This window comes from Halospina denitrificans (assembly GCF_004364635.1).
Lineage (GTDB): Bacteria > Pseudomonadota > Gammaproteobacteria > Pseudomonadales > Oleiphilaceae > Halospina > Halospina denitrificans.
Genome location: NZ_SOAX01000006.1, coordinates 46,343 through 72,268, shown reverse-complemented (window position 1 = coordinate 72,268; position 25,926 = coordinate 46,343). Strand labels below are relative to the sequence as shown.

General features: G+C 60.8%; 23 protein-coding genes. 5 read left to right on the top strand and 18 right to left on the bottom strand.

Translation table 11 applies throughout. The annotated features are described in order from the left end of the window. Window positions 1–2: 2 nt before the first annotated feature. Together rlmD and cysM are read right to left on the bottom strand one after the other, a co-directional pair. Entirely contained in the window at window positions 3–1,346 is a 1,344-nt protein-coding gene (gene rlmD, locus DES49_RS12335) for a 23S rRNA (uracil(1939)-C(5))-methyltransferase RlmD (RefSeq protein ID WP_133736730.1), read from the bottom strand. Between the two features lie 38 nt (window positions 1,347–1,384). After that, a complete protein-coding gene (gene cysM / locus DES49_RS12330) occupies window positions 1,385–2,278 on the bottom strand; it encodes a cysteine synthase CysM (protein ID WP_133736729.1) in 894 nt (297 codons plus the stop codon). A 142-nt stretch (window positions 2,279–2,420) separates the two neighbouring features. On the opposite strand from cysM, the gene DES49_RS12325 reads away from it, so the two are divergent. Then, window positions 2,421–5,273 (top strand): ATP-binding protein, encoded by a 2,853-nt coding sequence (locus DES49_RS12325; RefSeq protein ID WP_133736728.1) that lies wholly within the window; start codon window positions 2,421–2,423, stop codon window positions 5,271–5,273. Here the strand turns inward: DES49_RS12325 and pdxJ are convergent. From pdxJ to DES49_RS12280, 9 genes are all read right to left on the bottom strand, one after another. Further along, window positions 5,248–6,006, bottom strand: a complete 759-nt coding sequence (gene pdxJ, locus DES49_RS12320; protein ID WP_133736727.1) for a pyridoxine 5'-phosphate synthase — start codon at window positions 6,004–6,006, stop codon at window positions 5,248–5,250. The two genes, DES49_RS12325 and pdxJ, sit on opposite strands and share 26 nt — an antisense overlap. After that, window positions 6,006–6,716, bottom strand: a complete 711-nt coding sequence (recO, locus tag DES49_RS12315) for a DNA repair protein RecO (protein ID WP_133736726.1) — start codon at window positions 6,714–6,716, stop codon at window positions 6,006–6,008. The genes pdxJ and recO overlap by 1 nt, the downstream gene beginning before the upstream one ends. Then, complete coding sequence (gene era / locus DES49_RS12310) at window positions 6,716–7,615, bottom strand: GTPase Era (RefSeq protein ID WP_133736725.1); 900 nt, start codon at window positions 7,613–7,615, stop codon at window positions 6,716–6,718. The genes recO and era overlap by 1 nt, the downstream gene beginning before the upstream one ends. Next, on the bottom strand, window positions 7,612–8,307 hold the full coding sequence (gene rnc, locus DES49_RS12305) for a ribonuclease III (protein WP_133736724.1): 696 nt from the start codon (window positions 8,305–8,307) through the stop codon (window positions 7,612–7,614). Before rnc ends, era begins: the two co-directional genes overlap by 4 nt. Then, complete coding sequence (locus tag DES49_RS12300; RefSeq protein WP_166646079.1) at window positions 8,304–8,636, bottom strand: DUF4845 domain-containing protein; 333 nt, start codon at window positions 8,634–8,636, stop codon at window positions 8,304–8,306. The genes rnc and DES49_RS12300 overlap by 4 nt, the downstream gene beginning before the upstream one ends. 77 nt (window positions 8,637–8,713) lie before the next feature. Further along, window positions 8,714–9,514, bottom strand: a complete 801-nt coding sequence (lepB, locus tag DES49_RS12295) for a signal peptidase I (RefSeq protein ID WP_133736722.1) — start codon at window positions 9,512–9,514, stop codon at window positions 8,714–8,716. An 8-nt stretch (window positions 9,515–9,522) separates the two neighbouring features. Further along, window positions 9,523–11,325, bottom strand: a complete 1,803-nt coding sequence (gene lepA, locus DES49_RS12290; RefSeq protein ID WP_133736721.1) for a translation elongation factor 4 — start codon at window positions 11,323–11,325, stop codon at window positions 9,523–9,525. Window positions 11,326–11,470: 145 nt separating this feature from the next. Continuing rightward, window positions 11,471–12,889 carry a DegQ family serine endoprotease gene (locus DES49_RS12285; protein WP_208297041.1) on the bottom strand — a complete coding sequence of 473 codons (1,419 nt, stop codon included), beginning with the start codon at window positions 12,887–12,889 and terminating at the stop codon, window positions 11,471–11,473. Between the two features lie 95 nt (window positions 12,890–12,984). Continuing rightward, the gene (locus DES49_RS12280; RefSeq protein WP_166646078.1) at window positions 12,985–13,449 is read right to left on the bottom strand and encodes a SoxR reducing system RseC family protein; all 465 of its coding nucleotides are present in this window, start codon (window positions 13,447–13,449) and stop codon (window positions 12,985–12,987) included. 147 nt (window positions 13,450–13,596) lie between these two features. Here DES49_RS12280 and nadB point away from each other — a divergent pair, with 147 nt between their 5' ends. The 4 genes from nadB to ygfZ are packed head-to-tail and all read left to right on the top strand — an operon-like array spanning window position 13,597 to window position 16,935. Further along, on the top strand, window positions 13,597–15,201 hold the full coding sequence (gene nadB, locus DES49_RS12275; protein ID WP_133736719.1) for an L-aspartate oxidase: 1,605 nt from the start codon (window positions 13,597–13,599) through the stop codon (window positions 15,199–15,201). 42 nt (window positions 15,202–15,243) lie between these two features. Further along, window positions 15,244–15,498, top strand: a complete 255-nt coding sequence (locus DES49_RS12270; RefSeq protein ID WP_133736718.1) for an FAD assembly factor SdhE — start codon at window positions 15,244–15,246, stop codon at window positions 15,496–15,498. Continuing rightward, window positions 15,482–15,946, top strand: a complete 465-nt coding sequence (locus tag DES49_RS12265) for a hypothetical protein (protein WP_133736717.1) — start codon at window positions 15,482–15,484, stop codon at window positions 15,944–15,946. Before DES49_RS12270 ends, DES49_RS12265 begins: the two co-directional genes overlap by 17 nt. 8 nt (window positions 15,947–15,954) lie before the next feature. Next, window positions 15,955–16,935 carry a CAF17-like 4Fe-4S cluster assembly/insertion protein YgfZ gene (gene ygfZ, locus DES49_RS12260; protein ID WP_133736716.1) on the top strand — a complete coding sequence of 327 codons (981 nt, stop codon included), beginning with the start codon at window positions 15,955–15,957 and terminating at the stop codon, window positions 16,933–16,935. 22 nt (window positions 16,936–16,957) lie between these two features. On the opposite strand, the gene ung is transcribed toward ygfZ, so the two are convergent. The 7 genes from ung to DES49_RS12225 all read right to left on the bottom strand — a co-directional run bounded on the left by ung (window position 16,958) and on the right by DES49_RS12225 (window position 25,881). Further along, the gene (ung, locus tag DES49_RS12255; protein ID WP_133736715.1) at window positions 16,958–17,698 is read right to left on the bottom strand and encodes a uracil-DNA glycosylase; all 741 of its coding nucleotides are present in this window, start codon (window positions 17,696–17,698) and stop codon (window positions 16,958–16,960) included. Between the two features lie 6 nt (window positions 17,699–17,704). Continuing rightward, on the bottom strand, window positions 17,705–19,222 hold the full coding sequence (gene lysS / locus DES49_RS12250) for a lysine--tRNA ligase (protein ID WP_133736714.1): 1,518 nt from the start codon (window positions 19,220–19,222) through the stop codon (window positions 17,705–17,707). Window positions 19,223–19,242: 20 nt separating this feature from the next. Continuing rightward, window positions 19,243–20,338 (bottom strand): peptide chain release factor 2 gene (gene prfB / locus DES49_RS12245; RefSeq protein ID WP_133736713.1). Its coding sequence is split into 2 segments (ribosomal slippage): window positions 19,243–20,265 and window positions 20,267–20,338, totalling 1,095 coding nucleotides; the frame shifts between segments, so codons are not numbered across the junction. Between the two features lie 212 nt (window positions 20,339–20,550). Continuing rightward, window positions 20,551–22,278 (bottom strand): single-stranded-DNA-specific exonuclease RecJ, encoded by a 1,728-nt coding sequence (gene recJ / locus DES49_RS12240; RefSeq protein ID WP_133736712.1) that lies wholly within the window; start codon window positions 22,276–22,278, stop codon window positions 20,551–20,553. A 15-nt stretch (window positions 22,279–22,293) separates the two neighbouring features. Next, window positions 22,294–23,700 carry a threonine synthase gene (thrC, locus tag DES49_RS12235; RefSeq protein ID WP_133736711.1) on the bottom strand — a complete coding sequence of 469 codons (1,407 nt, stop codon included), beginning with the start codon at window positions 23,698–23,700 and terminating at the stop codon, window positions 22,294–22,296. 22 nt (window positions 23,701–23,722) lie between these two features. Continuing rightward, window positions 23,723–25,024 carry a homoserine dehydrogenase gene (locus tag DES49_RS12230; protein WP_133736710.1) on the bottom strand — a complete coding sequence of 434 codons (1,302 nt, stop codon included), beginning with the start codon at window positions 25,022–25,024 and terminating at the stop codon, window positions 23,723–23,725. Window positions 25,025–25,131: 107 nt separating this feature from the next. Further along, the gene (locus tag DES49_RS12225; protein ID WP_133736709.1) at window positions 25,132–25,881 is read right to left on the bottom strand and encodes a DsbC family protein; all 750 of its coding nucleotides are present in this window, start codon (window positions 25,879–25,881) and stop codon (window positions 25,132–25,134) included. Window positions 25,882–25,926: the final 45 nt, after the last annotated feature.

Sequence of the window (25,926 nt, the reverse complement as noted above, 5' to 3'; positions counted from 1 at the left end):
ATTCAGGACGACTCCCGCTCAAACAACGCCATGGATTCCACGTGGGCGGTGTGGGGGAACATATCCATAACACCGGCTCGCACGAGCCGATACCCCTTGCTCACCAGAATACCCGCATCCCGGGCCAGAGTGGCCGGGTTGCAGGAGACATAGACAATCCTTTCAGCGCCCGCCGAGGCCAGGGTCTCAACCACCTCCTGGGCGCCGGAACGTGGCGGGTCAATCAGGATGCGATCAAAGCCCTCGCGCGCCCAGGGTTCGGTGGTGAAATCCGCCTGCAGGTCCGTGGCCAGAAAACGGGCATTAGCCAGCCGGTTGTGTTCCGCATTCTCACGCGCCCGCACCACCAGTGCTTCGTCACCCTCAACGCCAACCACTTCCCTTGCATGACGGGCAATCGGCAGGGAGAAGTTGCCCAGCCCGCAGAACAGGTCGAGAACCCGGCTGTCCGGCTCGGGTGCAAGCCAGTCCATTGCCTGCTTGATCATGCGCTGGTTGATATCGGCATTGACCTGGGTGAAATCCATGGGGTGGAAGACCATTTCCAGGTCGGAGTCCGGCAAGCGGTAATGCAGCCGCTCCGGCCCTGACTCCGGCCAGAGGCGGTGGACCGTATCCGGACCCTTGGGCTGCAGGTAGATCTGGATGTCGTGCTGCTGCGCAAAGGCAACCAGGGCCTCCCTGTCCGCCTCTGACAGCGGGTCCAGGTGGCGAAGGACGAGCGCCACATCGTCATCGCCACAGGCCACCTCGATCTGGGCAATGCGGTTGTAGACGGAGAGCCCGTGAATGAGTTCCTTCAGGGCCTCGATCCGCTGCCCCACCCTGGGATCCAGGACGACACAGGCATCAATGGCGGTAATAAAGTTGTTGCGCTTTTCCCGGAAGCCCACCAGCACTTCATCACGCTTGGTCACATAGCGCACGCCCAGCCGGGCCTTGCGACGGTAACCCAGCGTCTGGCCGGTCAGCGGCTCCGCCCATTCCAGAGGCTCGATACCCCCGAAATGCGTGAACTGCTCCCTCAGCGTATCCGCCTTGAAGCGGATCTGGGCGTCCGGATCCATATGCTGGAGGCTGCAGCCACCGCAGAGCCCGGCATGGGGGCACGGCGGCTCGACCCGCTGCGGCGAAGGCGAGGCCTCCACCTCAAGAGCTCTGAGCCCGTCGTGGCGCCGGCGCACCTCGAGATAACGGGCAAGGACCCGCTCTCCGGGGAGGGCTCCGTCCACAAAGGCAGTCTTGCCCTCGTTCCGAGCCACCCCGCGGCCTTCATGGCTGAGGCTTTCTATCTCAAGACTGACAGGTTCACTGGGGATACGCGGGCCGCGCCGGCGTCGGCTCATGGGGACCTCTGCTGTTCATGCATGACGGGGGCTGGCTCTTATTCCTGGGAAAATACACCCGTTGAAAGATACCGATCGCCCCGGTCGCAGATAATGGCGACGATGGTGGCATTTTCAACCTCCCGGGAAATCCGTAATGCGCCGGCAACACAGCCACCGGAAGACACGCCACAGAAGATGCCCTCCTGGGACGCCAGGGCCCGCATGGTATCCTCGGCTTCCTGCTGGCCCATTTCCAGGGTGCGGTCCACGGCGGAGGCATCAAAAATACTCGGCAGGTAGGCTTCGGGCCAGCGCCGGATACCGGGGATGGCCGCGCCATCGGCTGGCTGAAGGCCAATGATCTGGATGTCAGGATTGCGCTCCCGGAAATACTTCGACGCTCCCATGACAGTGCCCGTTGTTCCCATGGAGCATACGAAATGGGTAATGGCCCCGTGAGTGCCTTCCCAGATCTCGGGCGCCGTGGTGCGGTAATGGGCCAGTGGATTGTCCGGGTTGGCAAACTGGTCCAACACCCGGCCACGCCCTTCACCGGCCATCTGCTGTGCCAGGTCGCGGGCGCCTTCCATGCCCTCCTCGCGGGTAACGGTCACGATCTCGGCCCCGTAGGCCCGCATTGAGGCCCGGCGCTCCTCGCTCATGTGCTCGGGCATGATGAGCACCATGTGATAGCCACGGATGGCGGCGGCCATGGCCAGAGCAATACCGGTGTTGCCACTGGTGGCCTCGATCAGCGTATCCCCCGGCTGGATTTCGCCACGCCGTTCCGCTTCCCGGATCATGCTCATGGCCGGGCGGTCCTTCACCGAGCCGGCAGGATTATTGCCCTCAAGCTTGACCAGAATGGTGTTCGTGGTATCACCGGGCAACCGCTGGAGCCGCACCAGGGGCGTATTGCCTACATAATCTTCAATGGTGGGGTATGCCATGAGTGCCGTCTCCCGTTGAATGTGACACCGGCGGAGCACAGCCGCTGGTCTGGTGTGTTAGCATCCGGAGCACATGATACGCTGATCCGGGCCCGTGCCCAACCGGCCCGATGACTTCAAATGCAGGGGGCGAACCCTTCCGATGCGCCGCTGGGGAATTCAGAAAAAGGTCTTTTTCCTCTCCCTGGTCCCCACCATGGTCCTGATGATTGTGGTGGGCGTCTACTTCACCCACAGCTGGGTCAGCAATCTCACCCACATGTTACAGGACCGGGGCCATTCGCTCAGCCGCCAGCTCGCCTCGGCGTCCGAGTATGGCGCATTCACGGGTAACCGCAACCTGCTCTTTGGCGTGGCCAGCTCAATACTGGACGAGGAGGACGTGCGTGCGGTCACCATCTATGACAGCAATGGCCGTGAGCTGGTCCACACGGGCCCCAGACGCCAGGTACCCGGGCCTGAACTGATTCAGAATGTCACCAGTTCAAGCATGCGCGAGGGTGAGGATGCCTCCCTGTTCATTGCTCCCATCTACCCCCAGGACCTGATGATCGATGGACTCCTGGATATGAACAAACCCTCATCGGACTCGGAGGAGACTCCCCTGGGCTGGGCCAGCGTGGAACTCTCCCATGCCACCACGGAAAAGGAACAGTACCAGGCCCTGCTGGTCAGCCTGCTGCTGATCGGTGGTGGGTTGCTGATCAACACACTGATCGCGGTTCATCTCAGCCGCTCGGTCACCGACCCCATTCACGAACTGACGCGTGCGATCAGCCGCCTGCGCGAGGGTAAACTCGATACGCGAGTGGACATGGACGCCAGCCCCGAACTTGAGGAACTGGCCGCGGGCCTCAATGCCGTGGCCGAGAGCCAGCAGCAGGCCCAGGACGAGATGCAGCAGAATGTGGACCAGGCCACCGAGGACCTGAGGGAAACCCTGGAAACCATTGAGGTCCAGAACATCGAACTGGACCTGGCCCGGAAACAGGCCCTGGAGGCAAGCCGGATCAAGTCCGAATTCCTGGCCAATATGAGTCACGAGATCCGCACGCCCCTGAACGGCATCATTGGTTTCACCGACCTGCTGCTCAAATCGCCGTCATCGGCCCAGCAACGGGATCATCTCAGCACCATCCGCAAGTCGTCCGAAATCCTGCTCACCATCATCAACGACATACTGGACTTCTCCAAGATCGAGGCAGGCAAGCTGGTATTGGATCGCACCCCCTTCCGTCTGCGCGACACCATTGAGGAGGTCATCGTGATGCTGGCGCCGGCGGCCCACGACAAGAACCTGGACCTGGTCCCGCTGGTCTACAACGACGTGCCGGACGCCATCATGGGGGACCCGCTGCGGATCAAACAGGTCATCACCAACCTCATCAACAACGCCATCAAGTTCACCCAGAGCGGCGAGGTGGTGCTCAGGGCCATGCTGGACGACGATGACAGCAGCGGCACCCGCATACGTATCAGCATTACGGATACCGGCGTCGGCCTCTCCCAGAACCAGCAGCAGAGTCTCTTCCACGCCTTCAACCAGGCGGATCCCTCCACGGCCCGCCAATACGGAGGGACTGGGCTTGGCCTTGTCATCTCACGACGCCTGGTTGAGGAGATGGGCGGCGAGATTGGCGTGGAAAGCGAACTCGGCAAGGGCTCCTGTTTCTGGTTTACTCTGCCCGCCGATATTGCCTCTGAAAACGACTCTCAACCCGTTCGTAAAGGCCTGGAACAGGAACGCGCGCTCTACCTGGAATACCAGGAAACCACGGGACTGGCCACCGAGAACCAGTTGCGGGAGTGGGGTATGGACGTGCAGCGGGCAGCCACGCCGACTGAGGTAATCCAGGCCGTCCAGGAGGCGCAGACCGGCAAGCTGGGCTTTGCCGTGGTCATCCTCGGACTGGCTCGCCACCTGCTGCACTCCAACCAGCACAGGGAGCTGGTTCGCACCCTGGAATACGAGTGTGATTGCCGGGTCCTTCTGCTCACACCGACCCTCAATGAGGAAAACAGCTCTCTGGTGGATCTGGTGTCAGCCCATCTGACCAAGCCCGTTCGCAGGGAGCGCCTGTTTGAGAAGCTCTATCAGCTGGTCCATGGTCAGGAGCCGGACATCACCACGCGCCAGCCCCGGGAACGTATACCGGCACTGGGCCCTGACACGGACTCTCCCCGTATTCTGGCGGTGGATGACAACGAGGCCAACCTCAAATTGATCGTGACACTGCTGCGCGACCTCAATCTATCGGTCCAGGGCGCATCAAGCGGCTATGAGGCCCTGCAGCATCTCCAGAAGAACCGCTTTGACCTGGTTTTCATGGACGTTCAGATGCCCGGGATGGACGGCACCGAGACAACAGCGCGCATACGTACCCTCGATAATGCCAACGCACGCCTGCCGGTAATCGCCCTGACGGCCCACGCCCTGTCGGAGGAACGCGAACAACTGCTGGGCTCCGGGTTTGATGGTTACATGACCAAACCAATCAGCCAATCCATGATTGCTCGCACGCTTGAGCGCCATACCGGCACGGGCATCCAGGCCGAGGATGCCCCCGAAACAGAAACAGAAGCGCCGGCAATCCGGCCCTCGGCGAGAACCCGGCAACAGTCAGTGGTGGACCCCGACGCCTGCGTACAGCTGGCCGGGGGAAAGGTGGACCTGGCAGAGGAGCTTCTGAGCATGCTCCTGGACCATGTGCATCACGACCGGGATGCGATTCGGGCCCATTACGCGAACGGGGAACAGAAGGCACTGCTGGAGCGGGTCCACAAGCTGCACGGCGCCACACGCTACGCTGGCGTTCCCGAGCTGCGGGCCCGCGCCAATAAGCTCGAATCCATGCTCAAACAGGGCGAGGATGGCATTGGTGACGCCATTGATGCCCTGATTGAGGCCATTGACCGGCTCGAGAACTGGTGTCGGCAGACCAATTGGCAGGAACAGCTTCGCACGGTCGCTAACGACGAGTCGCCCGGTCAATAAGGTTCCTCATCTCCCCGACCGATTCCTTGAGCCCGGTCATCAGGGCCCGGGCGATAATGGCATGACCGATGTTGAGCTCGTTCATACCCGGGATTGCGGCCACCTCCGCAGTATTATGGTAATGAAGACCATGGCCGCCGTTAACGACCAGCCCCAGCGACGTCGCGTAGGCCGTGCAGTCACTCAGACGCACCAGCTCCCTCTTCCGGGATTGTTCATTGGCTGCCAGCGCGTATTCGCCCGTGTGGAGCTCGATGGCCGGAGCGCCGCACGCCGCTGCCGCGTCGATCTGCTCAGGCTCCGGGTCGATAAAGAGTGACACCTCCGAGCCCAGCTCCGCCATCCGCCGGCAGGCGTCGGCAACGCGTTCCCTCTGACCGGCCACGTCGAGCCCACCCTCGGTGGTCAGCTCCTCGCGCTTTTCCGGCACAAAACAGCAGTGCTCGGGCCTGACCTGTTCCGCGAACGCCAGCATCCGGTCGGTGACCGCCATTTCGAGATTCATCCGCGTTAACAGGGTTTCGCGCAACAGGTGAACATCACGGTCCTGAATATGGCGCCGATCCTCCCGGGGATGCACGGTAATCCCGTCGGCGCCCGCCTCCTCGGCAAGCAGCGCCGCCTGGACGGGATCCGGGTAGCGTGTGCCGCGGGCCTGACGCAGGGTGGCCACATGGTCAATATTGACCCCGAGCAGTACGCCCCGGGGTCGGAACTGGGTCGTCTCCGTCATTACTGGACTCCTTTTTGAGAGAAAAGGCGACGGCTGTGCAGCGGGCGCCCCTGTAACAGGTGATCCATCAGATAGCGCATCAGTTGCTTCGCCAACCTCAGAACCCCCGGGTCGGACAGGTCATCCCCGGCCAGGGCCAGGAGTTGCCAGCCGGCAATCCCTTCCACCACGCCCCGCTCGGTCTCCAGAACGCCGCGCCCCGGGTCAAAACCGTATCGGCCCTCGCTGTATACGGCGTTGCCGGTATCCATCGCCTGGCCCCATGAGATACCAAATCCAAGTTCCGTCGCAAGATACTGCTCAAACCGACGGAGTATTGGCTCCATGGGGGCATCCGCACGGGTCAGCTCTTCCAGGGCATTGAGGTAGGCGCTGAAGAGCCCCGGAGCAGGTTCCGCCTCCGTGAGCAGGCGCTGCAGCAATTCGTTGAGGTAGAAACCACAGAAAAGCCGGTTCCCCTTGAGGTTCAGGGCGGGCGCCGTGGATTCAGAGCCGGTGAGCGTTTTCAGCGGACGGTTACCGCGCCAGGAGAGTCGAAGGGGATGAAAGGGCTGGAGTTCCGCCTGCCAGCGGTTACCCGCCCGACCAGCGCCCCGGGCCACGGCCGAAAGGCGCCCATGATTCAGGGTCAGAAAGTCCACGATCAGGCTGGTTTCCCGGTAGGGGCGACGGTGCAGCACAAATGCCGCCTCCAGCTCGCCACCCGGCATCAGCTTGCCCCGTACCCCAGGCTTCGCAGTGCCCGTTCGTCATCCGCCCATCCCTTGCGGACCTTGACCCAGAGACGCAGCATCACCTTCTGGTCAAACAGGGCCTCCATGTCCTCCCTGGCTTCCTTGCCAATCTGGCGCAGACGCGCACCCTGCTCCCCGATGACGATCTTCTTCTGGCCCTTGGTCTCAACAAGGATCAGGCCGTTGATGTGCAGCACCCGGCCTTCCTGCTCAAACGCCTCAATCTCCACGGCCATGGTATAGGGAAGTTCGGCTCCCAGTTGGCGCGTGATCTTCTCGCGGATCAGCTCCGAGGCCAGAAAACGGGAGCTGCGGTTGGTCAGCTCATCGGGCTCAAAGTGATGCGGACCCTCGGGCAGATAACCGCGGATGGTCTCCTCGAGGCGGTCCAGGTTGCGGGAACGCAGGGCCGAAACGGGGACGATTTCCGTAAAGGGGTACTGCTCACTGAGCCACTGCATGTGTGGCAGCAGCTGGTCCGGATCCGCCATCCGGTCGACCTTGTTGATGACCAGTATCACCGGGCATTCCAGGTGGGACAGCTTCTCAAGAACATGGGCATCGCCCTCATTCCAGAGATCACGCTCGACCACGAAAATCACCAGATCCACATCCCGGAGAGCCGTCGTCGCCTCCCGGTTCATATGACGGTTCAGGGCCCTGGGTTCCTCGGTGTGGATACCCGGCGTATCCACAAAAATCATCTGGTCTCTATCCAGGGTATGAATTCCCAGAACCTGGTGGCGGGTGGTCTGCGGTTTGCGCGAGGTAATACTGAGCTTCTGCCCGAGCAGGTGATTCATCAGTGTGGACTTGCCCACGTTGGGCCGGCCCAGCAGGGCGATGAATCCGCAGCGTTCCGGTTGATCAGTCATTCATTGGATCCTTCTGCCCCTATGGCTTCAAGTGCGGCGCGCGCGGATTCCTGTTCGGCGGTTCGTCGGCTTCCGCCACGACCCTCGGTAGGCTCGTCCAGAAGCGGCACGGTGCAGGTCACATAGAAGGTCTGCTGATGGGCCTCACCACGAACCGCCGTCACCTCATACTGGGGCAGCGCCTGGCGCCGGGACTGGAGATACTCCTGAAGCCGGGTCTTCGGGTCTTTCTGCGTGTCCTGCAGGCTCAGGTTGTCGAGGCGCCTGTCGTACCAGGCCAGCAGTCGTTCCCGGGCCGCTTCCAGGCCATTGTCCAGATAAATGGCCCCGACAATGGATTCAACCGCATCGGCCAGGATGGACTCGCGACGGAATCCGCCACTCTTGAGCTCCCCGGAGCCCAGACGGAGACAATCCCCCAGCTCGAACTCCAGGGCAATCTCCGCGAGCGTTACACCGCGAACCAGCCGGGCACGCAGACGGCTGAGCTGGCCCTCACGGGCCTGTGGAAACTGATGGAAAAGGTACTGGGCCATCACCATGTTCAGGATGGAATCCCCCAGGAATTCCAGGCGTTCATTGTTGCGGCCGGCATAGCTTCGGTGGGTCAGTGCCAGTCTCAGGTGATCCAGGTCGGCAAAATGATAACCAATGCGTTTCTGTAGCTGAGCAAGGCGTTCCGCTTCCGTCACTGAACCCCCATCTCGTGGTGGTGTTCAAACTTGATGACCGTATCAATGTTACCCATGAACGGCGTTCGGGCCTCGTACTCAAAATCAATCGTGAGCAGTTCATTGCCATACTTGATATCCATATCTGAAACGCTGACGCTTTCAATCCTTTCCAGTCGTAAGCGTTTCTTCAGGTACACACGGACGTCACGTTCCGAGTCAATACCGCGGCGACTATCGCGGTCATCAATGGAGTCGATGATCTGACTGAGCGTGAAGTCATCGATATAGACAGGAACAACCCTCACCACCACGGTGAGGAGAAAAAAACCGATTATGATTGCCATCATGATGGCAATCATGGAAAAGCCACCCTGGTGGCTGGGGGGACGTTGGTCATTCAACATAAGCTGCCCTGTTGCTAGTGTTATTCAATCCAACCCACCCGATGGAAACTCGGCAGGCTCGTCAGGGATTCCCAGTGCATCCATATGGCAAAGGCCTCGCCCACCACATGGTCTTCCGGAACCATTCCCCAGTAACGGCTGTCACGGCTGTTGTCCCGGTTGTCTCCCATGACAAAGTAGTGGTTATCGGGAACGACCCACTCGCCTTCCGCCCTGGGATCGCTGCGCCCGGATGAATGAAGCAGGCGATGGCGTGTTCCATCGAGCGTCTCCTCCAGCAAATCTTCATTCGGGAGCCGTGCCACGAAATCCGTCTCAACCCGGTCACCATTGATATATAGCTGCTTATCCTCGTACCGAACCCGGTCACCAGGTGTTCCCACTACCCTCTTAATATAGTTGATAGAAGGCTCAACAGGATAACGGAAGACCATGATGTCCCCGCGCTCGGGATCGTCCACACTGAGAAACTCGTAGTGGGCCACCGGCAACCGCAACCCATAGGCGAACTTGTTGACCAGGATGAAGTCCCCGACCTGCAGCGTCGGCAGCATTGAGCCGGACGGGATCTGGAAGGGCTCCACCAGGAAGGAGCGCAACAGCAGAACCACCAGCAGGATCGGGAAGAAGGAGCGACTGATCTCGGCCAGCCAGGGCTGATCCGGATCCTCGGCGTCCGCTGCCTCTTCCACCGATTTGCGTGCCCCCTCCTCCTCGTAGCGCGCCAGCCTTGCCGGCCTGAAAAAGCGTGCATCGATGAGCCAGATAATGCCGGCCGCTGCCGTCAGCGCCACCAGCAGAAGCGGAAAATTAATGTTCATGGGCCGTCCTAGTCATCATTCACCCGCAATACCGCAAGGAAGGCTTCCTGGGGCACTTCCACATTGCCGACCTGTTTCATGCGCTTCTTGCCTTCCTTCTGCTTCTGGAGCAGTTTCTTCTTCCGGCTGACGTCGCCGCCGTAACACTTGGCCGTTACATTCTTGCGCAGCGCCTTGACGGTCTGGCGGGCCACCACGTGGTTCCCGATCGCAGCCTGGATGGCAATATCAAACATCTGGCGCGGAATCAGTTCCTTCATCTTCTCTGCCAGCGCCCGCCCCTTGCTGTGGGCCTGCTCCCGATGGACCACGATGGCGAGTGAATCGACACGATCCCCGTTGATCAGTATATCGAGACGGGCCAGGTTCGCCGCCTGGAAACGCTGGAACTGGTAGTCCAGGGATGCGTAGCCACGAGTGGCGCTCTTGAGTCGATCGAAGAAATCCAGAACCACTTCGCTCATGGGCAATTCATAGACCACCTGGACCTGGGTCGCCAGGAAGTTCATGCTCGTCTGGCTGCCCCGGCGCTCCTCGCAGAGCGCAATCACATTACCCAGGAACTCCTGCGGAACCAGTATGTTCGCCTCGCAGATCGGTTCGCGGATTTCCTCGATCTCGGCCGGATCCGGCAGGCGCGACGGGTTCTCGATGTACTCGACGCTGCCGTCCACCATCACCACTTCGTAGACCACGGTCGGTGCGGTGGTGATGAGGTCGATGCCGTATTCGCGCTCCACCCGTTCCTGGATGATCTCCATGTGGAGCATACCGAGGAAGCCGCAGCGGAATCCGAAACCGAGCGCATCAGAGCTCTCCGGTTCGAAGAACAACGAGGCATCATTGAGGGTGAGCTTCTCAAGGGCATCCCGGAAGGCGTTGTAATCGTCCGAGGAGACCGGGAAGATGCCCGCGTACACCTGCGGCTTGACCTTCTGGAACCCTTCCAGCTGGGCCACGTCGGGCGTATTAGCGTGGGTTATGGTGTCACCCACGGGCGCGCCCTTGATGTCCTTGATCCCGGAGACGATGAAGCCTACCTCCCCGGCCTTGAGTTCCGGGATGGTTGTCGGCTTGGGATTGAAGTACCCGACCTTGTCCACCACGTGGCTCTTGCCCGTGGACTTGACCAGGACCTTCTCGCCCTTGCGCACACTGCCGTGCATCACCCGCACGAGCGAGACGACGCCCTGGTAGTTGTCGAACCAGGAGTCGATGATCAGTGCCTGCAGGGCCTCATCCACCTCCCCCTGAGGTGGCGGAATGCGGTGAATCAACGCCTCCAGAACGTCCTCTACGCCAGTGCCGTTCTTGGCACTGCAGGGCACGGCACCACTGGCATCGATTCCGATCACGTCCTCGATCTCGGACATAACCTTCTCCGGATCCGCCTGCGGCAGGTCGATCTTGTTGAGGATCGGAATAACCTCAAGCCCCTGATCCATGGCCGTGTAACAGTTGGCCACCGACTGGGCCTCCACACCCTGGCCGGCATCCACCACGAGCAGTGCCCCTTCACAGGCCTTGAGGGACCGTGACACCTCATAGGAGAAGTCCACGTGTCCCGGGGTATCAATGAAGTTGAGTTCGTAGACGTTGCCATCCTTCGCCCGGTACTTGAGCGTCACGCTCTGGGCCTTGATGGTGATACCGCGCTCACGCTCAAGATCCATCGAATCCAGCACCTGCTCCGCCATTTCACGATCCGTCAGCCCCTCACAGACCTGGATGAAACGGTCGGCGAGCGTGGACTTGCCATGGTCGATGTGGGCGATGATGGAAAAGTTGCGAATGTGGCTTAGATCACTCACTGAAGCTCCAACCTGATTGCCGGGAAACGTGGGGATGTGTCGGGCCCACGAGTCTGCGCGATTTTACCGGACAGCCACCGGAAAGACCATGGCACAAAAAAACCCGCCAGAGGCGGGTTTTCGCATCACCGGCAGGCACCGTCATTCATTCGGGAACACGGATCGCCACAATGCGTGGGGTGCCCTGGCGGATCAGGGTCACCGCGACCGGCTGCCCCGTCGGAATGCTGTCAACAACCTCCTGGAACTCGCTGACGGAGGTCACTCCCTGATTGCCGATCTTGCGGATCACATCGTTGCGACGGATACCCGCCTGGCGTGCCGGTCCACGACCGACTTCAGTCACCAGGACACCACCATCGAGTTCCCACTCGCGGGCAAGCTGTTCAGGCAGATCCTTGACCCGCAGCCCAAGGCGATTGCCAGTATCCGTTTCCGGCTGCTGCTGCGCGACCTGCTGATCATCCTCGGGCAGTTTGGCAACCTCGAAGGTCACCGTCTGCCGCTCCTTGTCACGCATTACGGTCAGCTCTGCTTCACTGCCGACATCCGCCTGACCCACTTTCGGTGGCAGGTCCGAAGAACGGGTTATCTCCTCGCCATTGAACTCGAGGATGACGTCACCGGACTGGAGGCCTGCCTCGGCAGCCGGCGAATCCGGTACCACATCGGCCACAAGGGCTCCGTAGGGACGTTCAAGTCCAAAGGTCTCCGCCAGATCCCGATTCACTTCCTGGATCATCACCCCCAGCCAGCCACGGGTAACACTGCCCGTCTTCTTGAGTTGCTCAAAGACGTCCATGGCCACATCCATCGGGATGGCGAAGGAGACGCCCATGAACCCGCCAGAACGGGTGTAGATCTGCGAGTTCACGCCAATCACCTCGCCGTCCATGTTGAACAGGGGACCGCCGGAATTCCCGGGGTTAATGGCCACATCGGTCTGGATAAAGGGTATATAGTTGTCCCGGGGCAGGGAACGGCCTTTCGCGCTTACGATGCCCGAGGTCACCGTGTAGTCAAAGCCAAAGGGAGAACCTATGGCGAAAACCCATTCCCCAACCTCGAGATCTGACGAGTTTCCAATCTTGGCCGCAGGAAGGTCTTCACCCTCAACCTTGAGCACCGCAATGTCGGAACGGGCATCCGATCCCACCACTTCCGCCTCCAACTCACGCCGATCATTGAGCCGGACGATGATCTCATCCGCGCCTTCAACCACATGGTTGTTGGTAAGAATGTAGCCATCAGCGGAAACGATAAAGCCCGACCCCATGGACTGTTTTTCCTGCTCGCCCCGGGGCATGGGATTGCCCCGGAAGCGATCCTCGAAGAAATCCCGGAAGAACTCGGGCAGTTGCTCCATCTGCCCGTCGCCGAAGGGCGACACCCCACGGTTTACCTTGGAAGTGGTACTGATGTTCACCACGGCATTGGCATTATCCTCGACCAGCTGGGTGAAATCGGGCAACCCGCTCCTGGACTGGGCCGGTACGGCAGTGGCGGCTGCCATGAATGCCAGCATCACCAGAAAGACTGAAAAAGCGCGAAGGGTCTTTTGCATAACGTCTCCATGAATTGGATTACGCGGCGAATGAAAGTTGTTGAAGTCAGTCAATCAGATTGTCACCGGACAATGTGTGGCTCCGGTCCGAATTTTCAAGTTAACAATTCGTCAGCTGCCCCGGATGCCATGCGCAGCAGTTGCGGCTCGAACTGGCCGCGTAGCCGGCGGTCGCGAACCAGATAACGCACCCCGACAAAGCCTGCTGCAAGACCACTTATACCCGAGACCGCCGCTAAAGCCTCCGATCCTGGCCAGAGCACACCTGCACCCAGCGCGGCAAGCATCATCAGCACCAATGGCATCAGATAAACCAGTGACGACGCCATCAGAAGCCCTCCGGGCGCCATACCAAGCACCACGACATCGCCAACATCAACCTCTATGCCTGCCGGTTCCGGAACCGGGACACCGTGAGCCGACTGACCTGCAAGCTGGCCAATGAGGCCCTGGCCACACCCCTGCCCCGCTTCACAGCGTGCACACCCCGGGGATGGATCCACTTTCACGTGAATCCGGCCGTTGCCTTTGGCGGTTACCGTCCCAGTCTGTTCAATCATGGTGGACATCAATCAAAGGTACCATCTTCAATCATCTTCTCAAGGCCACCGGAACGTATCACCAGACATTGAGCGAAATAGACAGGCAGGGCAAACTTTAGTTCAATAGCGAGGCCCGCTCTCGATTCAACGTTTCCCAGGAGCAGCATGAGCAAATTCCACAGTCACGACGTGCTTATCATCGGCAGCGGCGCCGCGGGCCTGACCGCAGCGCTCAACCTGTCCAGTGATCTGGACATTGCCGTCATCAGCAAGACGACGCTCGACAGCGGCTCCACACAGTGGGCGCAGGGTGGCATTGCGGCCGTGCTCGATGAAACCGACAGTGAAGAAGCCCATGTGGCGGATACGCTGGACGCCGGTGCGGGCCTGTGCCATGACGATGCGGTACGGCGTACCGTCCATGACGGCCAGAAAAGCATTGAGTGGCTGGTGCAGCAGGGGGTGCATTTCACCCGGTCCGATGGCGAGCACTTTCACCTGACCCGTGAGGGTGGCCACAGCCACAGACGCATCATCCACGCGGCGGACGCCACCGGCCAGGCCATATCAACAGTGCTCTGCCAGCGCGCGCGGGATGCCGCCAACATCCACATCTATGAAAACCGCATGGCGCTGGATCTGATCACCCACAAAAAACTCTTCCTTCCCGGCAACCGCTGTGTTGGCGCCTACGTTTTCAACCGCGAGTCCCAGGAGGTGGAACTGTTCCAGGCCAGGTTTGTGATACTGGCAACGGGTGGCGCCAGTAAGGCTTACCTCTATACCAGCAACCCGGACAGTGCCACCGGCGATGGTATCGCCATTGCATGGCGGGCAGGCTGCCGGGTTGCCAACATGGAATTCAACCAGTTCCACCCCACCTGCCTTTATCACCCCAGGGCCAAGTCGTTCCTGATCAGTGAGGCCGTCCGCGGCGAGGGCGGGCACCTGCTGCTTCCGGATGGAAGCCGTTTCATGGACCGTTTTGATGAACGCGGGGAACTGGCGCCCCGTGATATTGTCGCAAGGGCCATCGACCACGAGATGAAACGTCTGGGCGCGGACTGCCTCTACCTGGATATCAGTCACAAACCCGCTTCCTTCATTACCGAGCACTTCCCGACCATCGCCGAACGCTGCCTCGAATACGGTATCGACATCACGCAGGAGCCGATCCCCATCGTTCCCGCCGCCCACTATACCTGCGGTGGTATCATGGTGGATGAGCAGGCGCGCACGGACGTGAACCAGTTATACGCCGTGGGGGAGTCTTCCTTTACCGGCCTTCACGGCGCCAATCGCATGGCCAGCAACTCCCTTCTGGAGTGCCTGGTCTACGGCCGGGCAGCGGCCATCGACATCAATGAACAGATCCGCCATGTGCCGACGCCCCCACAGGCGCCCCACTGGGACGAGTCACGGGTACGCGACTCCGACGAGGACGTGGTCATCGCCCACAACTGGGATGAGCTGCGGCATTTCATGTGGGACTATGTGGGCATCGTGCGCACGACCAAGCGTCTGCAGCGGGCCAAACATCGAGTGGATATGCTCCACAGTGAGATCCGTGAATTCTACAGCAATTACCGGGTCAGCAATGACCTGCTGGAACTTCGCAACCTGGTCGCCGTGGCCGACCTCATCATCTGCTCGGCGCTGCAACGACGGGAAAGCCGGGGACTGCACTACAACCTGGATTACCCGGGCAAACTGGCGGATCCCCAGGATACCGTTCTGGTCCCAACCACTTTCATGGCCTCCGACGCCTGATGGCGCCGGGCATCCAACCCAACACAGGATGGTTACCAACTGATGGAGAACGACATCGAATACAAGCGGCTGATATGGCACAGCCGCCGGGGCATGCTGGAACTGGATGTCCTGATGCTTCCTTTCGTCAAGGAGGTCTATCCGTCCCTCCCCGAGGAAGACCAGGCGCGCTATCGGCAGCTCATTGAATGTGAGGATAACGATCTTTTTGCCTGGTTCATGCAACGCAGCCGCCCGGAAGATCCGGAACTTGCCCGCATCATCGACCTGATCCTGCAGCGTGTTCAGCCGGGTTGACCTTGAGGTTGGGGCCGCCCCGGGCATCGGAGTGATTGCAGCGGCACCCTGGACGATACCCGCCATCCTGTTCTTCGCCGGCACAACCCACTACGTATGGCTGGCCGTTCCGGCCGTTGGCTGTGTATGGGCCAGTGCCCTGGCCTTCCTGCGCCAGGGGCTGCTGCGCGGATCCCGCACGCTCTCAGGGATCGAAGTACGCGGGGACAGCCTGTGGATACTCACCAACACAGGCGCCCGCCACCCCGCCAGGGTTGCGCCGGAGTCGCGAATCGCGCACCGTTGGCTCTGGCTCCGGCTTGACGATGGCTGCAGGAACCATACCCTGCTGTTGAGTGATCGGCCCGGTTTTCGCAATACTGATCCGGCGTCACTGCGTCGCCTGACGGCCTGGCTGCGATACTGCCAGCCGGAGCGAAACGACACTCAGAGACCGGCTTTCAGATGAGGTAAAGCATGCAGAACCCGTCTCAGAGCATCACGGCCCCGGACAAGCTCCCGGATACCTTCACGGCCCCTATCGACAACCATCAGGTCTTTGAGATCCAGGGACCGGACACGGACCGGTTTCTGCAGGGTCAGGTCACCTGTGATATCCAACAGCTGACACCCGGGACAAGCCTGCCGGGCGCCGCCTGTAACCCCAAAGGGCGGGCCTACGCCCTGTTCCGCCTGCTACGGGTATCAGAAGACTGCGTCATGATGCAGTTGCCAGCAGCCATTGCCGAGGAAGTCAGCAATCAGCTCAGCAAGTACCTTGCGTTTTTCAAGGCCGAGATGAGTCCCGCCGGCGACTGGTCCCTGACCGGCCTCGTTGGCACCGACGCGGCCATGGCTCATGTATCCGCTGAGGCCCTGCCCAGCGCCTGCAACCAGGTTGTCGAGACGGCTAACGGTTACCTGGTGGCGACGCTACCCCTGGCCGATGGCACACCACGCTTCGAGCTCTGGGAAAAGGGACCCATCAGTGACGGCGGGGCGCGTCACATGCCCGGCTCTGCCTGGCGACTGACCGAAATCCAGAGCGGCCTCACTACCCTCTCCCCGGAAACCGTGGGCGCGTATATCCCGCTTAATCTCAACCTGCATGCCATTGACGGCGTGAGCTTCACCAAGGGGTGCTACACGGGTCAGGAAGTGATCGCACGGATGCACCATCTCGGGCAGCTCAAGAAAAGCCTCTTCCGCCTGGAGGCGACCTTCGTGGACAGCACCCCGGTGATTGGCGATCCATTGGTGGATGCAGATGGCGGCAAGCTTGGCAGCATCACGGACTGTATTGCCACGGAAGCAGGCGAGTGCCATATGCTGGCGGTGCTCTCGCACAAGGCACTGGAGGCAACTGTTACCCTGGCGGACCAGCCCGCCGCCCGGGTACGCATCAAGCCACTGGGCTATCGTGTGCCTGAACAGCAGGGCCCCAGTGACGAGCCATAATGGAAAATGGGCCGCTGCCGACCTACCCCTGGCGGCGATAGCGCTCGATCAGGGTCTTCTGGTCCGGCAGCCCCCATTCAACCTGGTGCAGTCCCTTTTCCGCCAGCCACTCGTTGGCACGGGAGAAATAACGCCCGCCGAAGAAGCCCCGGTACGCGGACAGCGGTGAAGGATGCGGGCCCTCAAGGACCAGGTGCCGGTTGCGGTCAATAAAACTGCCCTTCTTCTGCGCGTAGCTTCCCCACAGCAGGAAGACCACTGATTCCCGCTCATCATTGAGGTAACGGATCACGCGGTCGGTAAAGGTCTCCCAACCCTGGCCACGATGGGAACCGGCATTGCCCTGGCTCACCGTCAATACGCTGTTGAGAAGCAGAACCCCCTGCTCCGCCCAGGGCTGGAGGCAGCCGTGATCCGGTATCGGGGTGCCGAGATCCTGGTTCAGTTCCTTGAAGATGTTCACCAGTGACGGCGGCACATCCACGCCCGGACGGACACTGAAGCAGAGCCCGTGGGCCTGGCCCGGACCGTGGTAAGGATCCTGCCCCAGGATCACCACCGAGACATCCTCGAAGCCGGTGGTGTTCAGGGCATTGAAGCAGTGGGCCGCCTTGGGAAAGATGGTTTTCCCCGCCTTCTCCTCGGCGGCGAGAAATTCCCCCAGCGATTCCATGTACGGCTGGGAGAATTCCGGCTCCAACCGTTCACGCCAGCCGTTGTCGGGCTTGAGCTGTCCAAGCAGCGCTTCCGTGGCCGGATGCATGACGATTCAGCCTTTTTCCGGTCTCATGGCGGGGAACAGGATCACGTCACGGATCGAGGGCGAGTCCGTCAGCAGCATTACAAGACGGTCGATGCCGATGCCTTCGCCCGCTGTCGGCGGCAAACCGTATTCCAGAGCGGTGATGTAGTCCTCGTCATAGAACATGGCCTCGTCATCACCCGCGGATTTTTCCTCTGCCTGTTCCCGGAACCGGGCTGCCTGGTCTTCGGCGTCGTTGAGCTCGGAGAAACCGTTGGCAATTTCCCGGCCACCGACGAAGAGCTCGAAGCGCTCGGTCACCGAGGCGTCGTCATCGCAACGGCGCGCCAGGGGCGAGACTTCCGTGGGGTAGCGGGTAATGAAGGTCGGCTGGACCAATCTGTGCTCTGCCGTCTCCTCGAAGATCTCGGTCTGGATACGGCCCAGCCCCCAGGAATCCTTCACCTCAATCCGCAGAGCTTCGGCCACTTTCTTCGCGCTGTCGCGGTCCTCAAGAGCCGCGGCGTCCAGATCCGGATTATGCGCCAGGATTGCCTCCTTGACGGTCATGCGCTCAAAGGCCTTGCCGAAGTCGTAGGTAATGCTCTCGGTCACTTCCCCATCCGCATCGCGGACCGTGTTCGTGACCTGCGGGGTGCCGCAGACGTCCTCGGCCAGGCGCCGCAGCAGGGTCTCTGTGAGGTCCATCAGATCATGGTAGTCCGCGTAGGCCTGGTAGAACTCGAGCATGGTGAATTCCGGGTTGTGGCGCGTGGACAGCCCCTCGTTCCGGAAGTTACGGTTAATCTCGAAGACCTTCTCGAAACCGCCCACCACCAGCCGCTTGAGATAAAGCTCCGGGGCCACCCGCAGGTACATGTCGATGTCCAGCGCGTTGTGATGGGTGATAAAGGGTCGTGCCGTGGCACCGCCCGGAATTACCTGGAGCATGGGCGTCTCCGCCTCGATGAAATCCCGGGTGGTCAGGTAATGGCGCATGCCGTTGACCACCTTGGCGCGTGCCTGGAAGGTTCTGCGGGTCTCCTCGTTCATGATGAGATCCACGTAGCGGCGCCGGTAGCGCTGCTCCGGATCCACCAGCCCCTTGTGCTTTTCCGGGAGCGGGCGCAGGGACTTGGTCAGGAGCACGTATTCCTCCATGACCACGAAGAGATCGCCCATGCCGGACTTCGAGAGGGTGCCGCGAACACCAACGATGTCACCAAGATCCCAGTCCCGCGTCTCCTGCTGGACGGCCTTGTCCGCGTAGATCTGGATACGGCCGGTCATGTCCTGCAGGACCTTGAACGCCTTGCGATCGAGCATCATACGCCCGGCAACGGCCACCGTCTGGTTCAGCTCGGCGAGTTCTTCCTTGCTGTAATCACCGTATTTCGATTCCAGCTCGGCCGCCGTGCTGTCCCGGCGGAAGTCATTGGGAAACGGGATCTCCGCGGACTCGCGCCGTTGCTGGAGCTTGGAACGGCGCTCGGCAATCAGCCGGTTTTCGTCCTGGGATTGGGGGGCGTCGGTGTTATCCGTCATGGTGCGGTTGATTCTCCCGGTTAGAGTCCCTGCTTGAGACTGGCAACGATGAACTGGTCCAGGGACCCGTCAAGGACGGCCTGGGTATTACTGGTTTCCACGCGTGTGCGCAGATCCTTGATGCGCTGGTCGTCCAGTACATAGGAGCGGATCTGGCTGCCCCAGCCGATATCGGACTTGTTCTCTTCCTTGGCCTGTTTTTCCTCGTTGCGCTTCTGCAGCTCGAGCTCGTAGAGCTTGGCCCGCAGCTGCTTCATGGCCTGGTCCTTGTTGGAGTGCTGGGAGCGTCCGCTCTGGTTGGCCACCACAATGCCGGTGGGCTGGTGCGTCAGCCGCACGGCGGATTCGGTGGTGTTGACGTGCTGACCACCGGCGCCGGAGGCGCGGTAGACATCCACCCGCAGATCGGATGGGTCAATCTCGATCTGGATGTTGTCATCAATCTCGGGCGATACAAAAACAGACGCAAAGGACGTATGCCGGCGGCTGCCGGAATCAAAGGGCGACTTGCGCACCAGGCGGTGCACGCCGGTCTCGGTCCGCAGCCAGCCGAAGGCGTACTCGCCCTCGATCTTCACGGTGGCACTCTTGAGCCCGGCGACATCGCCGTCCTGGGCTTCCACCACTTCGGCCTTGAAGCCCTTGGCCTCGGCCCAGCGCAGGTACATGCGCAGCAGCATGTTGGCCCAGTCCTGCGCCTCGGTGCCGCCGGATCCGGACTGGATGTCCAGGTAGCAGTTGTTCTCGTCCATGTCTTCGGAGAACATGCGGCGGAACTCGAGGGTCTCAAGTTCAGCCTGCATTTTCTCAAGTTCGCTGGTGACTTCGTCGGCAGCACCCTGGTCTTCTTCCGCCTCGGCCATTTCCAGCAGTTCTTCGGCATCGCGGATGCCGCTGGTGAGCTTGTCCAGGGTGGCGATGATGCCGTTCAGCCGGGACTGTTCCTTGTTCAGGTTCTGGGCGCGTTCGGGGTCGTTCCAGACTTCGGGCTGTTCGAGTTCGCGTTCGACTTCGGTCAGTCGTTCTTTCTTGGTGTCGTAGTCAAAGATACCCCCTAAGCGCTTCAGTGCGCGCTTCCAGGTCACGAATGGTCTGAACGATGGGATTGGTTTCCATGCCTGACTACCTTCTTCTATGCGGCTGGTGATAATGAATGGGGCATTTTAACGGATCAGTGTTCTCATGAACACGCGGGAGTAGTGAATGAGCTGTCAGAGGGGATCGGGAGCCTTATCCGGGAATCGCTGTGAATACTTCCATGTACGCTGCCCTCCGCCATCCATGGCTCCGGAGCTTCCCGGATAAGGCTCCCGATCCCCTCTGACAGCTCATTCACCCAAGGCTTCGAGGTAGATCACCCTGAACTGCAACCGCTCTCTGCCCTTGTACCGATTTACGTCCAACTGATACGCCAAACGCGCCCACTCACCCCGAGTTGGCCACACGGTGGTATCCACGTTGAAAGCAATGCCGTCCACCAGACGGTCTACCCCGGGCACCTGAATCAGGACCTTGAGGTGGCGCTCACCCACAACGCGTTGCTCGACGAGACGGAAGTCGCCGCTGAAAACCGGCTCCGGGAAGCCCTGCCCCCAGGGGCCGGCGCTGGCGATCAGGCGGGCGGTGTCGAGGGTCATGTGGTCGGGTTCGAGTTCGCCGTCGGTGTGGATTTCCGGGGCGAAGAGTTCGGGTTCGGTGCGTTCCTCGATCAGGGTGTTCAGTGTCGAGCGGAAGCGGTCGAGTTGGTTGCGGGCGAGTGACATGCCTGCGGCCATGGCGTGGCCGCCGTAACGGGTCAGTAGTCCAGGCTCTCGGGTGTCGAGGGTGGCCAGGAGATCGCGGATGTGGAGGCCGGGGATGGAGCGGGCGGAGCCTTTGAGGTCGCCGTCGTCGTCGAGGGCGAAGGCGATGACGGGGCGATGGAATTTTTCTTTCAGACGCGAGGCTAGGAGGCCGATTACGCCCTGGTGCCAGGTTTCGTCGAACAGGCAGAGGGCGCCCGGGAGTTCGTCGCCGTCCAGCGACAGGGTTTCCACGGCTTTTTCCGCTTCTTCTTTCATGCCGGTTTCGATGGAGCGGCGTTCACGGTTGAGGGCGTCCAGCTCGCGGGCCAGTTCGTAGGCCCGGTGTTCCTCTTCGGCCAGCAGGCATTCGATGCCCACGGACATGTCGTCCAGCCGGCCTGCGGCATTCAGGCGTGGGCCGACGGTGAATCCGAGGTCCGAGGCCTGGATGGTTTCAGGGTCACGTCCGGCAATATCCAGGAGTGCCCGGATGCCGGGGCGCATACGCCTCGCCCGGATTCGTTTCAGGCCCTGCTCCACCAGGACGCGGTTGTTGTGATCCAGTGGTACCACATCGGCTACAGTGCCAAGGGCAACCAGATCCAGGAGTGCGCCAAGCGATGGTTCCTTTTCCCCGAACCATCCGGCATCCCGCTGCAGGCTCCGCAGGGCGCTGAGCACATAGAACACCACGGCAACGCCGGCGGTTCCGGATGAAGGGAACTCGCACCCGGGCTGGTTCGGATTTACGATAGCGCTGGCGTCGGGAAGGGCTTCGCCCGGCAGGTGGTGATCGGTCACCACCACTTCAATGCCGGCTTCGCGCGCTGCCGTGACGCCCTCGTGGGCGGAAATGCCATTGTCGACGGTTAGCAGCAGGTCCGGAAGACGGCCTTCATCCCGCAGGCTGTCGATGATCCCGGGTGTCAGTCCATAGCCGTCCGTGAAGCGGCTGGGAACGCGGTAATCCAGGTGACGGGCGCCAAGCATCCCGAGCCCCAGGATCGAGACGGCGGTGCTGGTCGCTCCGTCGGCGTCGAAATCGCCGACCACCAGGATTCGCTGGCCGGCTTCAATGGCACCCATAAGGTAACGGGCGGCACGGTCAACATCACGGAGCTGCTGGGGATGAGCCAGGGCGCCGAGCTGGTAGTTCAGCTCCGAGGCGGACGTGATACCCCGTGCGGCATAGAGGCGACGCAGGAGCGGGTGCAGATCCTCTCCGGCAAGCGCCTCCGGCGGTACCGAACGGGGAACAAGGGTCTTGCGCATCAGCTTCTGCCGTAATCAGTCTTCGGCGAATTTCCAGTTACGGGCCATGAAATCCTGGATCTCGGCAAGATCGTTGTTGAGCACCGTAAACCGCTCCTCCCGTTCCAGAAGGTCGGAGAGATGGTCTGGGAGGCTGGCCTCCACGCCCACACCGGAGCGGGATACCGCCTCGGGGAACTTGGCCGGATGGGCCGTCCCCATGGTCACCATCGGCACCGTCACATCCCGGCGGCAGCGGCGAGCCGACTCGACGCCAATGGCGGTATGCGGATCCAGCAGGTACCCGGTCTCGCCGTAGACCTCACCAATCACCTCACAGGTGCGCTGGTCATTAACTGAGAAGCTGTCGAACAGTTTCCTTGCGCCCTGCCAGCGGGTCTCCTCGAGCTGTACAGCGCCATGGGAGGCCGCTTCCAGGAAATCCACCACACCGGAGCTGTCCCGACCGTAGAGGTCAAAAAGCAGACGCTCGAAGTTGCTGGAGATGGTAATGTCCATGCTCGGCGACAGGGTGTGCTGGAGTTTGCCCGGCTCATACTGGTTCTGGCTGATGAACCGGTGCAGGATGTCGTTCTGGTTGGTGGCGACCACCAGCTGCTGAATCGGCAGCCCCATCTCCCGCGCCAGGTAGCCGGCAAAGATATCACCGAAGTTGCCCGTGGGTACCGAGAACGCCAGGCTGCGATGCGGTCCGCCCAGGGCCAGGGAGGCGTAGATGTAATACACAATCTGGGCCATGATCCGGGCCCAGTTGATTGAGTTCACCGCCACCAGCGACGTCTTGCCGCCCAGGAAGGACTGGTCGCCGAAGCTGGCCTTGACCATCTTCTGGCAGTCGTCAAAGTTACCCGTGACCGCGATGTTATGGACGTTGTCGCTGTGGACCGTGGTCATCTGGCGGCGCTGCACCTCGGAGACGCGCTCATGGGGATGCAGTATGAAGATGTCCACATGACTGGAGTGGCGACATCCCTCAATGGCAGCCGATCCGGTATCCCCGGAAGTTGCCCCGAGAATCACCACGTGCTGGTTGCGCTTCTCCAGGAAATAGTCGAGCAGGCGACCCAGAAGCTGCAGTGCAAAGTCCTTGAACGCCAGGGTCGGGCCACGGAACAGCTCCATTACCCACTCGTTGGCGTCGAGCTGCACCATGGGCGCCACGGCCCGGTGCGTGAATCCGGCATAGGTCTCCCGGACCATGGCCCTGAAATCGCTCTCCGGAATCGACCCTTCCACAAAGGGAAACATCACCCGGCACGCCAGCTCATCATAGGGCAGGCCGCGAAGCGCCATCAGCTCTTCCGGCGTATAGCGCGGCAGCGTTTCCGGTACATAGAGGCCACCGTCGGTGGCCAGCCCCGTCAGGAGGACTTCTTCAAAATCAAGCGCTGGGGCCTTGCCACGGGTACTGATGTATCTCAAGGGTCAATCCTGTCGTCAGAATTCAGAGAAAGTTTTCGGCCCGGATGCGCACAACCTGATCTTCGACCTCAGGCAGCGCCTCGATTTCGGAGATGGCCTTGTTCACCTGCTTTTCGAGCACCGTATGGGTAAGCAGGATCAACGGGATATGACCATCATGAAGCTCGGATTCCTTCTGCATGATGGATTCGATGTTGATGCCCTGGTCACTCAGGATCGCCGCAATCTTGGCCAGGACGCCGGGCTTGTCGAGCGCCTGAATACGCAGGTAATAGGCGGAGCGGAACTCATCCGCCGACAGGATCTGATGATCTGTCACAGCCTCCGACTCAAAGCCAAGGTAGGGAACCCGCTGATCGCTGCCGCTCGCAACGACCCGTGCCACATCAACCAGGTCCGCAATCACCGAGGAGGCCGTTGCCTCGTCGCCGGCGCCGGGACCGTGATACATAGTCTGTCCCACGGCGTCCCCGTCCACAAGGATGGCATTGGTCACGCCATCAACCTTGGCGATGAGATTACCCTCCGGGACCAGCGTGGGGTGGACCCGAAGCTCAATGCCATCCTCGCGCGAGCGCGCAATCCCCAGGTGCTTGACCCGATACCCGAGCGCTTCGGCATGGGAGATGTCATAGGGGGTTAACCTGCTGATGCCCTCGGTATAGGCACGATCAAACTGCAGAGGCACACCAAAGGCCGCGGAAGCCATAATGGTCAGCTTGTGGGCAGCATCCGTACCTTCGACGTCGAACGTCGGGTCCGCCTCCGCGTACCCAAGATCCTGGGCTTCCTTGAGCACTTCGTCGAAGGCCCGCCCCGCCCGCATCTCGGTGAGAATGTAGTTACCGGTGCCATTGATGATGCCCGCCAGCCAGTTGATCCGGTTTGCAGCGAGGCCTTCACGGATTGCCTTCATAACCGGGATACCACCGGCCACACCCGCCTCATAGGCCACGATGACATTCTTTTCCCTGGCTGCGTTGAAGATCTCGTTGCCGTAGACCGCGATCAATGCTTTGTTCGCAGTTACCACATGCTTGCCTTCGGCAATAGCCGCAAGCACCAGGGCGCGGGCCTCGTCATAGCCACCGATCAGCTCCACAACCACATCAATGGAGGGATCACGGATTACATCGTAAATATCGGTGGAAAACGGAGTATCGCCAAGGCCAAGATCAGGCCTGGGGCGCCGGCTTGCCACGCGGGCGACCTTAAGGTTGCAGCCAGCACGACCGGCAATCAGTCGGGCATTGCGCTGGAGCACTTCCCAGGTTCCGCCCCCGACGGTTCCCAAGCCACAGATTCCGATATTCACGTCCTTCAACTGAGCACCTCTATGATCCGGTTCGCGTTTGTTATGGGCACAACGCCTGAAGAAAAGCGCATATTATACGCTTTAGGGTCCAAAAAAAACTCGATCCAATCGCAGGCTTAGCTGTTCAGGTCCAGGATCTTCTCAAGCGCCTGAGGCGGCCTGAAACCACGCACCATCCGGCCACTCTCGAGGATCAGCGCCGGAGTCCCGGAAACACCCAGCGCCTGACCGAGTTCAAACTGTTCTTTCACCGGGTGGTCACAGTCGCGGTCCGGAATCGACTCGCCCTGTTTTGCCCGCGTGATGGCGCTTTTCGGATTATCCGAGCACCAGGCATTGATCGCCTTGCGGTACCCTTCCGTTCCAGGTCCTCCGCGAGGAAAGGCGAGATAGTTCACCTGGATTCCCATGTTGTTCATGGCCTCCATGTTCCGGTGCAGCTTGCGACAATAGCCGCAGTTGATGTCCGTGAACACGTGGAGTGTCGCCTTGACCTCCGATTCCGGCGAAAAGGTGATCATGTCCTCGGCGGAGACGGACGCGAGAGCTTCGCGGCGCTCCACTGAACGTCCCTGTTCAGTGACATTCACGAGGCCATCCTCGTCATCAAAACGCAGCATGGTCCCGAGGAAGGCATGGCTGGCGTCCCCTGTCATGTAGAGGGTTTGCTGTGCCGTGCGCACCTCATAGATATCGTCCATGTCCGTCTCCCGAACCTCCCTGACCTGCAACTGCGGGACCTGTTCGGACAGTACACTGCGAATCCGCTCCTCCGCGTTCTCGGCCATGACCGATGAGGCAAGGACAAACGCGAAAGGGATCAGCAGGATGCGGAACAGGGAACGCTTAGAACAGAAATAAGCCATCTTGGTCTCCGAAACAGTCAGCTCAGTCGGTAATGCCTACAGGGT

Coding starts and splice junctions, on each gene's coding strand:
- pdxJ (WP_133736727.1), bottom strand. CDS start 6,006: ATGACGGAGACGACCCAGTTCCGACCCCGGGGCGTACTGCTCGGGGTC.
- DES49_RS12280 (WP_166646078.1), bottom strand. CDS start 13,449: ATGATTGAACAGACTGGGACGGTAACCGCCAAAGGCAACGGCCGGATT.
- DES49_RS12325 (WP_133736728.1), top strand. CDS start 2,421: ATGCGCCGCTGGGGAATTCAGAAAAAGGTCTTTTTCCTCTCCCTGGTC.
- lysS (WP_133736714.1), bottom strand. CDS start 19,222: ATGACGGATAACACCGACGCCCCCCAATCCCAGGACGAAAACCGGCTG.
- recJ (WP_133736712.1), bottom strand. CDS start 22,278: ATGCGCAAGACCCTTGTTCCCCGTTCGGTACCGCCGGAGGCGCTTGCC.
- DES49_RS12270 (WP_133736718.1), top strand. CDS start 15,244: ATGGAGAACGACATCGAATACAAGCGGCTGATATGGCACAGCCGCCGG.
- ung (WP_133736715.1), bottom strand. CDS start 17,698: ATGCATCCGGCCACGGAAGCGCTGCTTGGACAGCTCAAGCCCGACAAC.
- cysM (WP_133736729.1), bottom strand. CDS start 2,278: ATGGCATACCCCACCATTGAAGATTATGTAGGCAATACGCCCCTGGTG.
- rlmD (WP_133736730.1), bottom strand. CDS start 1,346: ATGAGCCGACGCCGGCGCGGCCCGCGTATCCCCAGTGAACCTGTCAGT.
- nadB (WP_133736719.1), top strand. CDS start 13,597: ATGAGCAAATTCCACAGTCACGACGTGCTTATCATCGGCAGCGGCGCC.
- era (WP_133736725.1), bottom strand. CDS start 7,615: ATGACTGATCAACCGGAACGCTGCGGATTCATCGCCCTGCTGGGCCGG.
- lepB (WP_133736722.1), bottom strand. CDS start 9,514: ATGAACATTAATTTTCCGCTTCTGCTGGTGGCGCTGACGGCAGCGGCC.
- ygfZ (WP_133736716.1), top strand. CDS start 15,955: ATGCAGAACCCGTCTCAGAGCATCACGGCCCCGGACAAGCTCCCGGAT.
- recO (WP_133736726.1), bottom strand. CDS start 6,716: ATGCCGGGTGGCGAGCTGGAGGCGGCATTTGTGCTGCACCGTCGCCCC.
- DES49_RS12300 (WP_166646079.1), bottom strand. CDS start 8,636: ATGATGGCAATCATAATCGGTTTTTTTCTCCTCACCGTGGTGGTGAGG.
- DES49_RS12225 (WP_133736709.1), bottom strand. CDS start 25,881: ATGGCTTATTTCTGTTCTAAGCGTTCCCTGTTCCGCATCCTGCTGATC.
- DES49_RS12285 (WP_208297041.1), bottom strand. CDS start 12,889: ATGCAAAAGACCCTTCGCGCTTTTTCAGTCTTTCTGGTGATGCTGGCA.